The organism is Salinicola socius (assembly GCF_001937195.1).
Lineage (GTDB): Bacteria > Pseudomonadota > Gammaproteobacteria > Pseudomonadales > Halomonadaceae > Salinicola > Salinicola socius.
Genome location: NZ_MSDO01000009.1, coordinates 54,452 through 67,707 on the forward strand (window position 1 = coordinate 54,452; position 13,256 = coordinate 67,707).

A 13,256-nucleotide genomic window follows, 5' to 3' on the forward strand; every position below is an offset into this window, starting at 1 on the left:
GTCAACCCGTTACAACGACATTCTTTGATCAACCCGTTATTAAGGTCATTTTTGCATGAAGACTTTGTTGCCCACGTCGACGGCCGGTAGCCTGCCCAAGCCCGCCTGGCTGGCCCAGCCCGAGACGCTCTGGTCGCCGTGGAAACTGCAGGACGAGGAGCTGGCCGAGGGCAAGCAGGATGCGCTGCGGGTCTCCCTGCACGATCAGCAGCGGGCCGGTATCGATATCGTCAGTGACGGCGAACAGACCCGTCAGCACTTTGTCACCACCTTCATCGAGCACTTGAGCGGCGTCGATTTCGAAAAACGTGAAACCGTCAAGATCCGTGATCGCTACGATGCGAGTGTGCCGTCAGTCGTCGGTGCGGTCTCTCGCGTCAAGCCGGTTTTTGTCGAAGATGCCAAGTTTCTACGTCAGCAAACCGACCAACCCATCAAGTGGGCGCTGCCGGGCCCGATGACCATGGTAGATACGCTCTATGATGGTCACTATAAAAGCCGCGAAAAACTGGCCTGGGAGTTCGCCAGGATTCTCAACCAGGAAGCCCGCGATCTCGCCGCCGCCGGCGTGGACATCATTCAGTTCGATGAGCCCGCCTTCAACGTCTTCTTCGACGAGGTGAACGACTGGGGCATCGCCGCGCTGGAAAAAGCCATCGAAGGCGTCGAGTGCGAGACCGCCGTGCATATCTGCTATGGCTATGGCATCAAGGCCAATACCGACTGGAAGAAGACTCTGGGCTCGGAGTGGCGCCAGTACGAAGAGATCTTCCCCAAGCTGCAAGCGTCGAACATCGATATCGTCTCGCTGGAATGCCAGAACTCCCATGTGCCGATGGAGCTGATCGAACTCATTCGAGGCAAGAAAGTGATGGTCGGGGCGATCGACGTGGCCACCAACACCATCGAAACCCCGGAAGAGGTCGCCGAGACCCTGCGCAAGGCGCTCAAGTTCGTCGATGCCGACAAGCTCTACCCCTGCACCAACTGCGGCATGACGCCCTTGTCTCGCCGGGTGGCCCAAGGCAAGCTCAGCGCTCTGAGTGCTGGCGCGGAGATCGTTCGGAAGGAGCTCGCGGCTCGATAGCAGGGTTCCAAACGGCGAAAGACGCGGCGGTGGTCATCAAGACCCTGGCCGGTGGTTGGCAAAACGTTGCCGGCACCGGCCTTCAAGCGTTTCCGGGAATCCCTTTACCATGACCACCGTTGCCATCTTCGTCGACACCCAGAACGTCTACTACACCGTGCGCGATGTTTACGCCAAACAGTTCGACTATCGCCGGTTCTGGGCGAAGGTGACCGCGAACCGCGAGGTGCTGACCGCGCGCTGTTATGCCACCGACAAGGGCGACGCCAAACAGCGCGGCTTTCAGAACACGCTGCGAACGATCGGTTTCGAGGTGAAGCTGAAGCCATTCATCCAGCGTGCGGATGGCTCCGCCAAGGGCGACTGGGACGTGGGCATCACGCTCGATGCCATCGATTACGCGGTCCAGGCGGATGTGATCGTGCTGGTCTCCGGCGATGGCGACTTCGACCTGCTGGCGAGGAAGATTCGCGAGGTGCACGGCAAGCGCGTCGAGGTCTACGGCGTGCCCCGGCTCACCGCCCACTCCCTCATCAACGCCGCGAGCCAGTTCATACCCATCGAAGGCGACCTGCTGCTGGGGTGATACGGCCGCGTGGTGCTCGGTTCCTAAATTACCCTTATCAAGAAAATCCCTTTGACGGCCGATACTTGGTTAGCGGCTTGCCGCGGCAAATACCAAGAAAAGATTCAAAAAGGGAACAGTGATGTATCAGAAAGCGATTCTCGGCGCACTCATCACAACGACGCTGCTGATTTCAGGGTGCGCTTCGGTGCCCATGGGATCCAGCGACGAAGATTTGGCACTCAAGCAATTCCCCACACCTCCAGAAGGTGACGCTGGCCTCTACGTCTACCGTGACAGCTTCATGGGCAAGGCATTGAAGAAGTCTGTCACCCTGGATGGCCAACTTATTGGTGAGACGGCCAATGGAGTCTATTTCTACGAATTAGTCGAGCCGGGCGAGCACAGCCTGTCGACGGAATCCGAGTTCAGTGACAATAAGCTCGTCTTTACCGCCAGAGCCGGCGAAAATTATTTCGTCGAGCAGTACATCAAAATGGGTGTGTTCGTTGGCGGGGCAGGTCTCGAAATGAAGAAAAAAGAGGAGGGTATGAAGGCTTTGCGAGAGTGCTGTCATTTGGCCGCACCGCATTAAGGCGTATTCGCTATTCATCAGAGAAGCCCTGAAAACCCAGGACTTTTCGATGTATGGAAACGCTCCCGCTCCCGCTGACGTACTGCTATCGCGTCGTTCACCGATGCACCCAATCAAGATGCTCGAACGCCCCCCGGGCGTGATCCTCACGGAACATTTCGTGGTCGCGGCGCACGCGGTCGGCGGCCTCAACAGCGAACTCGACCATGTCTTCGGTAAACAGTGCCGGCGGGCCGATGGCTTTCACGATCGCCGGTTCGATGTTGTAGTCGACCCTGCCGGATTCGTCGGAGCGGGCGTGCACGGTGGCCAGTACGCCGCCGCAGATGCGGGCGTACTCCTTCCACTCGCTTTTGGAGAGATCGTCCAGGTCGATATCGTCGCGAAACGGGGCGCGCTCGCGCGATAGATAGCTCAGACCGTCGAACTCGACGTGGCCGTAGAATACGTCGCCGCGTACCAGATGCACGGCCTGGGCGTGGCTGACGCGCTCGGCGAGGGTGTCGAGCTCGTAGGCCGAAGGCGGCACCAGACCGGATAGGGCAGAGCGTCGGGCCTGCTTGAACTCGATGATCAGATCGTCCGTACCGTCGCGCTCGGGGCCTTCGATCAGCACGTAGTAGCGGTTGAGACCCAGCGAGGCAGTGCCCTGGCCGCGACGTATCGCGACATCCTTCACGCGCATGGCTTTCTCGTTCAGCCCTTCCTCGTTCAACCCTTTCTCGTCAAGCCCTTCCTTGTCCATGCGCCTGGCGCGTTCCGGGACCTCGATCTCGTTCTCCTCGATCAGCCGGTCGGTGATCGTCTGGAATTCGTCGCGACGAGACGAGATCGGCACCAGTTTCTGGGTGGGGCGAAAGCCGCAGCGGCTCTCGTCGAGATAGTCGTCGATCAGCCACTCCGCGCGGTCTTCGTCGGCGTCCTTGAACAACTTGCGAATGAGCTTGGGCGCGTTGTCGTAGCGCATCTCTTCATCCTGCTCGGTGCCTTCGCGAGCCAATCGCTCCATTTCTTCGATATAGCCCCGCACGAAATGGCGCACGATCTTGATCTGATGCTTGCGCTTGAGCTCTCCCTCGGCCTCCGCGGCGATCATGAAACCGACCGCGCCACGCTTGATATCCCAGGTGAACGGGGCGTAATAGGCCTCGTCGAAATCGTTGACCGAGAAGATCGGCACGTTGTTCACGTTGGGCATGACGCCGAAATTGCCGGGGTGGACGTCACCCAGCGCCAGCACAGTCGGCATCCAGGCATCTTCGCCGGCCATGTCGCGATAGAAAAGCAGCGCCGTGCCGCGAAAGAACGAGAACAGCGAGTCGGAGAGCTGATCGAACTTGACGGTAGCGTCTTCGGAGCCGTCCGCGATGCGAGTCCGGTGATCCTCGCGCAGCGTCTGGCGTACGTGGCGGCGGCGATAGTGGCCGGTCAACACGCGCGGGCGCAGCACGAACTCTCCACCAGCCACGGCTTCCGCCAGACGTTTGAAGGTGTCGAAACGCGTCGCCGCCTCCGGCTCCTCGGGCGCAGGCTCTGCAGGTAAGCGCCGCTCGAGCGCTGCCGCCAGTTCCGCCTTGCTCATCGAGGAACGCCCCGGGATATCCCGCTGCTGAGCGCGTTCGTAAAGCGCCTGGCGCGTAGGTTCTGCTTGCTGGTTCATGGGCACTCCTTGCCTGTCCTGACTGCGCTGGAGATGGAGAGGTCGTTGAGGGGTCCAGCATGCACGACTTGCCTGGCGGTTGCATGCGTGCGCCGAAGCGGGGTGGCCAAGCACTTGCTGAGGCAATTGCCGGTATCCAGCCTAGACTAAAGTCCCGGTCGCGCGAGCCGATTTTTTTCGAAGAGAGTTGATACGCTACGGTCAAACGGCGTCTCTCTTTCATCGCCGCCTACGACGAGCGCCCGTTTCATCGCTCCCGAACCGAGCGTCTCTTTCATCGCTCCCGTATCGAGCGTCACTTCCATCGCTCCCGTACCGAGCGTCACTTCCATCGCTCCCGAACCGAGCGTTAAGGCGAATCCATGATCATTTCAGGTCCTTCCGATTACCGGCGCGCCGCCCAACGTCGTATTCCTCGTTTTCTGTTCGACTACCTCGATGGCGGTGCGGTGACCGAGAGCACCATGCGTGGCAACGTCGAGGCGCTGCAGGCGATTCCGTTGCGCCAGCGGGTGTTGCAGGGCGGCGGCACGCCGACGCTCGAAACCGACGTGCTCGGTAGCCGTTGGCAGATGCCCGTGGCGCTGGCACCGATCGGGGCCACCGGCATGTACGCCCGTCGCGGTGAAGTGCAGGCGGCGCGAGCCGCGCAGAAGGCGGGCATTCCCTACACGCTCTCCACGGTGTCCGTCTGTTCGATCGAGGAGGTGGCAAAGGCTGCGGCGGGGGAGTTGTGGTCCCAGCTCTACGTGCTGAAGGATCGCGGTTTCATGCGGAATGCGCTGGAGCGAGCCTGGGCTGCTGGCATGAAAACGCTGGTGTTCACGGTCGACATGCCGCTACCGGGGTCGCGCTACCGCGATCGCCACTCTGGCATGTCCGGCCCTCACGCCAAGCTGCGCCAGTACGCTCAAGCGCTGACACATCCCCGCTGGGCGTTCGATGTCGCCCTCCAGGGCAAGCCGCTGTCGTTCGGCAATATCGAAGCCTACACCGGCCGCCAGATGAACATGGACGACTACATGGGCTTTCTGGCCAAGAACTTCGACCCTTCCATCAGTTGGAGCGAACTGGAGTGGATTCGGGATAGCTGGAAGGGCAATTTGGTCATCAAAGGGCTGCTGGACAAGCAAGATGCGCGAGATGCGGTAAGAATGGGCGCCGATGGCATCATTGTCTCCAACCACGGCGGGCGCCAGCTCGATGGTGCGATTCCCACCGCCCAGGCGCTGCCGCGTATCGTCGAGGCGGTCGGGGACGAACTGACGGTGCTGGCGGATTCCGGCGTTCGCTCCGGGATGGATGTGATCAGAATGTTGGCGCTGGGTGCCAAGGGTGTCCTGCTCGGCCGCGCTTACGCCTATGCACTGGCGGCCGAAGGGGAGCGTGGCGTCTCGCATCTGCTCGACCTGATCGCCGCCGACATGCGCGTGACCATGACGCTGATCGGTGCCAACTCGCCGGCCGATATCAGCGCCGATCATCTGGATTCCGTCGCGAGGGAGCTGAAGGGCGAGCAGCGTCCGGCGGTCGCGGAGCCCGATAAAGCGGCGTTCTGATTGGTGATCGTCACTGACGATTCGATCGATGATTGATCGTCGTCTATGCCGTCGATCGGCAGGCGACCTCAGCGCAGACCCTCGATCTGGCGCAGGCGCGAGGCGGCGAAGTCGATGAAGGCGCGGACCTTCGCCGCCGCTCGGCGTCCTTCGACATGGACGAGATGAATCGGTAGCGGGGCGGGTTCGTGCTTCTCCAGAACGGTCTGGAGACGGCCCGACCCGAGATCGGGCCCGACCTGATACGACAGCACACGGCACAGGCCCCAGCCTCGTCTGGCGATATCGATGGCCGCAGCCAGGCTGCTGACCGTGAGCTGAGGATTGACCCGGACGACATGCGTCCCATCCCTCCCGAGGCGCCACTCGTTCAGCGGCGGGGTGGATCCGCTCGAAACGACGCGATGAGAGACGAGCTCGCTCGGATGTTCGGGCCGGCCGCGCGTGGCGAAATAGTCGGGCGACCCGCAGATGACGCGGCGGACCTGGCCGATGCGGACGGCGGCCAGCTCGGATGCGGGCAGGTGGCCGATGCGTACGGCGATGTCGAAGCCTTCCTCGACCAGGTTGACGATGCGGTCCACCATCAGCACGTCGGCGCGGACCTGGGGATGGTCATCGAGAAATTCGGTGAGCAGCGGCGCGACGTAGATTCGCCCGAACTCCTGTGGACAGGTGATTCGCAGTTGCCCGACGGGCGTGTTGGCTGCGCCCGAGGCCATGTCGTCGGCGGCTTGCAGATGAGCGAGGATCTCTCGCACCTCCCCGAGATACGTCTGGCCGACCTCGGTCAGCCTGACTCGCCGCGTCGAGCGGGTGAAAAGCCGGGCACCGAGGGCGGTCTCGAGCATGTTGATGGCTCGTGTGGCTGAAGGCGCACTGAGCCCGGTGGCGCGGGCACCCTTGGCGAAGCTTTCCGCTTCGGCGACGGCGACGAAAACTTTCAGGGCCTGAAGGCGATCCATGACGTCTTGCTCAGTTCGGGGTCAATGATAGTTTCAGCATGCAAAGTGGTGCCTTTCAGAATAGACCGATTCTTCCGCCACTCGTAAGGATCTACAGTGGCTTCTTCGATAACCCCACCCATCCATGGGATTAAGGAGCCTGTCATGTCGAGCGCCGACCTTGAAACCAACGCCCTCACCGATCAGCCCGTAAAACTCTATCGCAACCCCAAGTCCGGCCACTGCCACCGCGTCGAGCTCATGCTCGCGCTGTTGAAGATCCCCTACGAAAACGTCGATCTCGACATGGCCAACGGCGCCCATCACGAGCCTGACTACTTGAAGATCAGCCCGCTGGGGCAGGTGCCGGCGATCGATGACAACGGCATTGCGCTTTCGGATTCGAACGCCATCCTCGTCTATCTGGTCGAGCGCTACGGCGATCCTGCTCTCTGGATCGGCACCGATCCGATCGAGAAGGCTCGAGTTCAGCGCTGGCTTTCCATCGCGGCGGGCGAGATCGCCGCTGGCCCCTGTGCCGCGCGTCTTGTCACCGTATTCGACGCCCCGCTCGATCACGAGGGCGCCAAGGCGAAGGCGCATAAGCTTTTCGTGATGATGGACGCCCATCTCGACGGTCGCGACTGGCTGGCAGCCGACAGGCCGACGCTGGCCGACATCGCGGGCTACAGCTATATCGCCCATGCGCCGGAAGGTGGCGTCGGTCTCGCCGACTATCCGCACGTCCGGGCCTGGCTCGCGCGTCTCGAGTCACTGCCACGCTTCATCGGCATGGCCCGCTCGCCGGTACTCGCCTGAGTCGAAAAGGTTCGAACGGAGGTCGGTCATGACACACGAAACGATGCCTTCCCAAGAGACGACTGTCCAAAATCCGCCGTTCCACGAAGGCGAACTCGAGGCGCAGCGGCGCGCCGGGGTGGCCAGTATCGCCAGCTCGGCAGGTCGTTTCATCCGCGATCACATGCCCGCGCAGCATCGTGAGTTTTTCAGCAGCCTGCCTTTCGTGGTCCTCGCAGCCGGCGACGAAACCGGGCGTCCCTGGGTCACGTTGCTGGAAGGGAAACAGGGATTCATCGCCGCACCCGATCCGCGCCAGCTGACGGTCGCGGCGAAACTCGGTGCTCAAGATCCGCTGGCGTCGACGTTCGGCGCCGGAACCGATGTGGGTCTGCTCGGCATCGAACCGGCGACGCGGCGGCGAAACCGTGTCAATGGGGTGATCAGACCCGCTGGCGATGCCTTCGTCATCGAGGTGCGACAGAGTTTCGGCAATTGCCCGCAGTACATTCGCGAGCGCGAATGGCGGTGGGTCGGTCCGGCGATCGATACCCGTGCGACCGTATCGGATCGACTGGCGGCGGAGCAGCGGGCTCGGATCGTCGCGGCCGATACCTTCTTTATCGGCTCCGGCTTCAGTTCTGCCCCCGGCGGCGAATCGGGCGGAGAACCGGGCAGCGAGACAAGCATGAGCCGAGGTTACGACGCCTCTCACCGGGGCGGCGATCCCGGCTTCGTGCGGGTGACCGAGAACGGAACGCTGCAGATCCCGGACTACGCCGGCAACAACTTCTTCAACACGATCGGCAATCTGATCCAGGACCCGCGCGTGGGGCTGCTGTTCGTCGACTTCGAGAGCGGCGGCATGCTGCAGATCACCGGCCGGGCCCGCATCGACTGGGCGCCGCAGGAGAGTCGAGTTGAGATCCTCGACCCGAACGCGAAGCGATGGATCGAGGTGACCGTCGAGCAGGTCGTGGACCGCCCGGCGGCACTGGCCCTGAGATGGCATCGCGAAGACGAGGCACCATTGCGACTGGAAGTCGTCGACAAGGTGATCGAAAGCGACCAGATCACCTCCTTCTATCTGGCCGATGCCGGAGGTCGCGCGCTTCCGCCCTTCGAGGCCGGTCAGCATCTGGCGGTCGAGCTGGAAATACCGCATCAGTCCATTGCCAACCGCCCGGCGCGGGTCGGTCGCAGCTACTCGCTCTCGGGATCGCCATTCGCGGGGACATATCGGCTTAGCGTCAAGCGGGAAGATAGGGGCGTCGTGTCGCGCTTTCTGCATGACCGGATCGGTATCGGCGACAGGATCGCGGCGCGCTCGCCCGCGGGTGAATTCGTCGTGCCTCCTCGGCACGGACCACTGGTGCTGGTCAGCGCCGGCGTGGGTATCACGCCGATGCTCGCGATGCTGCACGCGGTCGTGGCGGAAGCGGACAACGAGCGCCGCCCGGTCTGGTTCGTGCATGGCACGCGCAATGGCGGGGTTCACGCCTTCCGGGCCGAGGTCGAGGCGCTGCTGGCCCAGTCCGGCAGCGTGGCGCGACGCATCTTCTACAGTGCCCCGCGGTCGAGCGACAGGCCGGCTATCGACTACGACGTCAAGGGACGGATCACGGCCGATGACCTTCTCGGGCTCGGCGCCGGGCGGGAGGCGAGCTATCTGCTCTGCGGTCCGGCCCGGTTTCTCGCCGAGCTCAGCGCCGGGCTGGAAGATCGTGGTGTCGATGCGGAGCGGATCGGCTTCGAAACGTTCGGCCCGGCGGGGTGAAACGGATCGTAGGGATCAAAAAATACCCCAAGGGGGAAACGCCCTTGGGGTATTGCGCGACAGCATCACTGCGTCAGGCGATCGTGAGACGATGACATTCAGGGAGAGTTGCTGGCCTCGCCTTCGGACGTGGCCGATCCGTCGTCCGGCGCGGTGGCTTGTTCACCGCTCGTGTCGGATTCCATCGCCGTACCAGACTCGTCTCCGGACATGGTGGCGTCATCCGCGGCTGCGGCAGAACCCTCTTCAGCCATCGTGGATTCATTCGCGGGCACGGCCGCGCCATCCCCGGCGGCGGCGGATTGGCTAGTGCCGCTATCCTGCTCCGCGCTGGCACCGTCCCGCGTCACGCGCCACACCGCGTTGGTCAGATCGTCGGCAATGATCACCGAGCCATCCGGGGCGACGGTCACGCCGACCGGGCGGCCACGCGTCCGGCCATCATCGGTGAGAAAGCCGGAAACGAAGTCGATGGGGTCTCCGGCAGGTTCGCCGTTCTGGAACGGTACGAACACGACCTTGTAACCGACGGGATCGGCGCGGTTCCAGCTGCCGTGCTCGCCGACAAAGGCGCCATCCGCGAACTGTCCCCCTACGGCCGGGTTGGAGAAGTCGACACCGAGTGGTGCGCGGTGGGAGCTCAGGCTGTAATCCGGCGCGATTGCCGATTTCACCAGCTCCGGGTTCTCCGGCTTCACCCTAGGGTCGACGTTCTGCCCCCAATAGCTGTACGGCCAGCCGTAGAAGCCGCCTTCCTGAATCGAGGTCAGATAGTCCGGCACCAGATGGGGGCCGAGTTCGTCTCGCTCGTTGGCGACCGCCCACAGCTCGTCCGTATCCGGCTGGAAGGTCAGTGCGGTGGGGTTGCGCACGCCGGTGGCGTAGGCGCGGTGCGCACCGGTCTCCGGATCGATCTCCCAGATTTCGGCGCGGTCGACTTCCGCTTCCATGCCGCGCTCGGTGATGTTGCTGTTGGAGCCGATACCGACATACAAGTGCTGGCCGTCCGGGCTCGCCGCCAGCGACTTGGTCCAGTGATGATTGATCCTGGCGGGAAGCGGCGTCACCACCTCGGGGTCACCGCTGGCTTCAGTCTGGCCTTGCTGGTAGTCGAACCGCACCAGGGCATCCTGGTTGGCGACGTAGAGATCGTTGCCGACCAGCGCGAGGCCGTAGGGCGCGTCGAGGTTTTCGGCAAAAACCGTCTGCTCTTCGTAGGTGCCGTCACCGTCGCTGTCGCGCAGCAGCGTCAGGCGGTTGCCGCCCTTGACCGAGGTCTTGCCCTTCGCCTTGATCACGCCGGCGATGAAATCCTTCGGCTTGAGTTTCGGGGCATGGCCGCCGCTGCCTTCGGCAACCAGAATATCGCCATTCGGCAGCACCAGCGTCTGACGCGGGATCTTGAGGTCGGTGGCAATGGCCTTGATGCTATAGCCATCCGGGACCGTGGGAAGCTCGTCATCCCAAGGCGCCTGTTCCGGTACGCCCATGTTGGGTAGCAGGCCGCGTTGAGGATCGGGCAGTTCCGGATTGGCGCCATACTGTGGATCGACATCGGCGGCATTGGCGCCACCGGCCAGCAGCAGGATCGAAAGTGGAGCGGCGTAACGCAGGCGGGCGAAAGGGCGTGCGTATTTCATGAAAGACCTCCGGTCTTGCGGCTGGTGAATCCGATCCAGATCGCGACCAACGAGAGCACCGCGACGACGATCGAGAGAGTCAGGCCCGTCGGCATCATCGCCCAGGCATCTCTGGCATGGACCAACGCATTGATGAAGCCGAGAACCCAGGTCACCAGCAACAGCACGAAGTAGAGTACGGAAAGGCCGCGGCTACCGGCGGGTCGAAAAATCCCGATCAGCGCGCAGATCATCGCAAGGCCACAGAACACCAGACCTCCGGCGATCAGCCAGGAGGAGAAGGTGCTCCAGAGTATTTCAAAGCTCGTCGAATACAGGTAATCGCTTAGCGCGGCACCCAGGAAAAGCGGAAAGGCGCCGGCTAGCAACATTCCATGCAGCGGGTTCGGCCCGCTTCGTATCGGTCGGTCGGCAGTGGCAATCATGGCAAGCTCCTTTTGCAAGTGAGGCGGCAGCATCCTGCGCCCGGGGGACATCTCGATGGAGACAACTCTCCCAGCGAAAATGCTATCTTTGCGCTGATATGTCGTCCTTGTGGCTGGAGTCTAGTCCACTCGGAGACTCTTCACCTGAACACGATGACCTGGCTCGCTGTCTTCGCGGTTTCTCGACTGCGCCGAGCCAGACGAGGTCATCTCATGGACCATCATGGCGCATCAAAAAACCAACCTCCCCACCAAGATATGTCCCGTCTGTCAGCGGCCGTTCGCCTGGCGCAAGAAGTGGGCGCGGGAGTGGGAGAATGTCGTCTACTGCTCGGAGCGATGTCGGCGCCAGGGGCGAGACTGACCCGCACGGACGGGCCTTGGGTGGTTGATCCACGTGATGGACGCGCTCCGGAGAAGTCGGGATGATCCGCCGGATGGACTACACGGATGACTCACTAGAGCGGTGACGCACGGATGAAAAGAATCGGCTCGTGGCAACGATGGATGCTGGCTGTCGTGATACTGCTGGTCTCCAGCGTGTGTCTGGCGCAGTCGCAGGACGAGGGGACCGCGCAGGACTGGTACGCCCTCGATTCGCTCAACACCGGACTGGGGAAGGCGCCGGGCTCCGTCAAGCTCAGAACGCCTCGGGAATCGATGCGAACCTTCCGGGATCTCACCGATAGCGGGAATTTCGAGGCGGCGGCGCATATCCTCAACCTCGCCGACCTGACACCGGCGGCGCAGCGCGAACGGGGTGCCGAACTGGCCCGGCAGCTCTCCGAGATATTCCAGCGGGGCAAATCGATACGGATCTCCAGCCTTTCCGGGCGCCAGGACGCTGCCATCGAAGATCCGACGGGAGAGAGTCCTCAGGCCGGTAAGCCGCGTCGGGATATCGAGCTGGCTTCCCTCGAGGCCGACGGTAACGCCTATGACATCCGGCTGGGGCGATACCAGCTGGGGAACGAGGAGCCGGTCTGGCTGATCATGCCGGAGAGCGTGGCCGCGATTCCGGCACTCTATCGGGAGTACGGCCCAACAGAATTCGAGCGACACATACCGGAAAGCCTCAAGGGCTCCTTCGGGGTGCTCAGGATCTGGGAATGGATCGCCATTCCGCTGGTGCTGCTGGGCGTCGCCCTCGTTGGCAAGGGCGTCTATCGACTGGTCGAGTGGGTGACACGCTGGCTGCCGTCCGGTTCGCCGAGCATTTTTGCCAAGCAGATTCGCGGCCCCGTGGCACTCATCGTGATGTCGCTGTTGACCCAGGCGCTACTCGATTACGTCGTTTCCTTTTCGGCGGCGGCAACCATCACGCTGCGAGTCGTGCTGATCGCCATTCTGGCCTGGGGCGCCGGCGCCGTTGCACTGCGTCTGGTCGATACCATGATGCTGAAGATGACTCGCCGCCTCGCCGGGCAGATCGACGACTCCAAACCCAAGGACGAGCGCAAGCTGCTGACCACGCTGTACGCGGTGCGTCGGATCATCATTCTGATCATGGTGACGGCGGTCACGATCTACGTGCTGGGCCAGATCCAGCTATTCGAGACGCTAGGATTGTCGATTCTGGCCTCGGCCAGCGTATTGGCGGTTCTGGTGGGCGTGGCGGGGCAGGCGGTGCTCGGCAACATCCTGTCGTCGTTCCAGCTGTCGCTGGCGAAGCCGATACGGGTCGGCGATCTGGTGGCGTTCGAGGGGCAGTGGGCTTATGTCGAGGGGATCTTCTATACCTATATCCGGCTGCGACTCTGGAACGAACGGCGCCTCATCGTTCCGGTCACCTATTTTGCATCGAAGGCGTTCGAGAATCTCTCCGCCAAGAGCACGAAGGAGTATCGGAGCCTGGTGCTGACGCTGCACCTGAGCGCCGATATCTCGCTGGTGAGGGAAAAGTTCCTCGAATTCGCCAAGGCCGAGGAGAACGTCATCGAGCATCACAAGCTGCTCTGCTGTGTCACCGATCAGAATGGCCCGGCGCAGACGGTCACCTGCTATCTGATGACGATCGATCCATTATCGGGGTGGGCCGCCGAGGTGAGTGTCAGAGAAAAGCTGTTGGCATTCATTCGCGACGAGCATCCCGAATGGTGGCCGAGGGAGGTCGTCGTGATCAGTCATCGGGACATCGCCCGCGGCCACACCACTGCCGGTGACGATGACGTCACCCAGTGACCGCGGATTGATCGCGCTGGCGCTC

The 13,256-nt window shown here is 62.5% G+C and carries 12 protein-coding genes; 8 read left to right on the forward strand and 4 right to left on the reverse strand.

The features are described from left to right. The first annotated feature begins 55 nt into the window (after window positions 1-55). From BTW07_RS07365 to BTW07_RS07375, 3 genes are all read left to right on the forward strand, one after another. Complete coding sequence (locus BTW07_RS07365) at window positions 56-1,087, forward strand: methionine synthase (RefSeq protein ID WP_075569528.1); 1,032 nt, start codon at window positions 56-58, stop codon at window positions 1,085-1,087. A gap of 109 nt (window positions 1,088-1,196) precedes the next feature. Continuing rightward, window positions 1,197-1,673, forward strand: a complete 477-nt coding sequence (locus BTW07_RS07370; protein WP_075569529.1) for an NYN domain-containing protein — start codon at window positions 1,197-1,199, stop codon at window positions 1,671-1,673. A gap of 121 nt (window positions 1,674-1,794) precedes the next feature. After that, complete coding sequence (locus BTW07_RS07375) at window positions 1,795-2,247, forward strand: DUF2846 domain-containing protein (RefSeq protein WP_075569530.1); 453 nt, start codon at window positions 1,795-1,797, stop codon at window positions 2,245-2,247. Window positions 2,248-2,344: 97 nt separating this feature from the next. On the opposite strand, the gene BTW07_RS07380 is transcribed toward BTW07_RS07375, so the two are convergent. Beyond that, a complete protein-coding gene (locus BTW07_RS07380) occupies window positions 2,345-3,907 on the reverse strand; it encodes a DUF2252 domain-containing protein (protein ID WP_075569531.1) in 1,563 nt (520 codons plus the stop codon). A 362-nt stretch (window positions 3,908-4,269) separates the two neighbouring features. Here BTW07_RS07380 and lldD point away from each other — a divergent pair, with 362 nt between their 5' ends. Next, on the forward strand, window positions 4,270-5,466 hold the full coding sequence (lldD, locus tag BTW07_RS07390) for an FMN-dependent L-lactate dehydrogenase LldD (RefSeq protein WP_075569533.1): 1,197 nt from the start codon (window positions 4,270-4,272) through the stop codon (window positions 5,464-5,466). Between the two features lie 68 nt (window positions 5,467-5,534). Here the strand turns inward: lldD and BTW07_RS07395 are convergent, their stop codons facing one another. Beyond that, window positions 5,535-6,431 (reverse strand): LysR family transcriptional regulator, encoded by an 897-nt coding sequence (locus BTW07_RS07395; protein ID WP_075569534.1) that lies wholly within the window; start codon window positions 6,429-6,431, stop codon window positions 5,535-5,537. A gap of 144 nt (window positions 6,432-6,575) precedes the next feature. On the opposite strand from BTW07_RS07395, the gene BTW07_RS07400 reads away from it, so the two are divergent. Further along, complete coding sequence (locus BTW07_RS07400) at window positions 6,576-7,229, forward strand: glutathione S-transferase family protein (RefSeq protein WP_075569535.1); 654 nt, start codon at window positions 6,576-6,578, stop codon at window positions 7,227-7,229. A gap of 28 nt (window positions 7,230-7,257) precedes the next feature. Continuing rightward, window positions 7,258-8,985, forward strand: a complete 1,728-nt coding sequence (locus tag BTW07_RS07405; RefSeq protein ID WP_208605385.1) for an FAD-binding oxidoreductase — start codon at window positions 7,258-7,260, stop codon at window positions 8,983-8,985. Between the two features lie 98 nt (window positions 8,986-9,083). Here BTW07_RS07405 and BTW07_RS07410 read toward each other — a convergent pair whose 3' ends face one another. Continuing rightward, a complete protein-coding gene (locus BTW07_RS07410) occupies window positions 9,084-10,625 on the reverse strand; it encodes a PQQ-dependent sugar dehydrogenase (protein ID WP_083941631.1) in 1,542 nt (513 codons plus the stop codon). Continuing rightward, complete coding sequence (locus tag BTW07_RS07415) at window positions 10,622-11,050, reverse strand: DUF2231 domain-containing protein (protein ID WP_075569536.1); 429 nt, start codon at window positions 11,048-11,050, stop codon at window positions 10,622-10,624. The genes BTW07_RS07410 and BTW07_RS07415 overlap by 4 nt, the downstream gene beginning before the upstream one ends. Before the next feature lie 223 nt (window positions 11,051-11,273). Between BTW07_RS07415 and BTW07_RS07420 the strand changes: the two genes are divergently transcribed. Together BTW07_RS07420 and BTW07_RS07425 are read left to right on the forward strand one after the other, a co-directional pair. Then, window positions 11,274-11,414: a DUF2256 domain-containing protein gene (locus tag BTW07_RS07420; protein WP_075569537.1), complete on the forward strand. Its 141-nt coding sequence runs from the start codon at window positions 11,274-11,276 to the stop codon at window positions 11,412-11,414. Between the two features lie 113 nt (window positions 11,415-11,527). Then, window positions 11,528-13,231 carry a mechanosensitive ion channel family protein gene (locus tag BTW07_RS07425; RefSeq protein WP_075569538.1) on the forward strand — a complete coding sequence of 568 codons (1,704 nt, stop codon included), beginning with the start codon at window positions 11,528-11,530 and terminating at the stop codon, window positions 13,229-13,231. The last annotated feature ends 25 nt before the right edge of the window (window positions 13,232-13,256 follow it).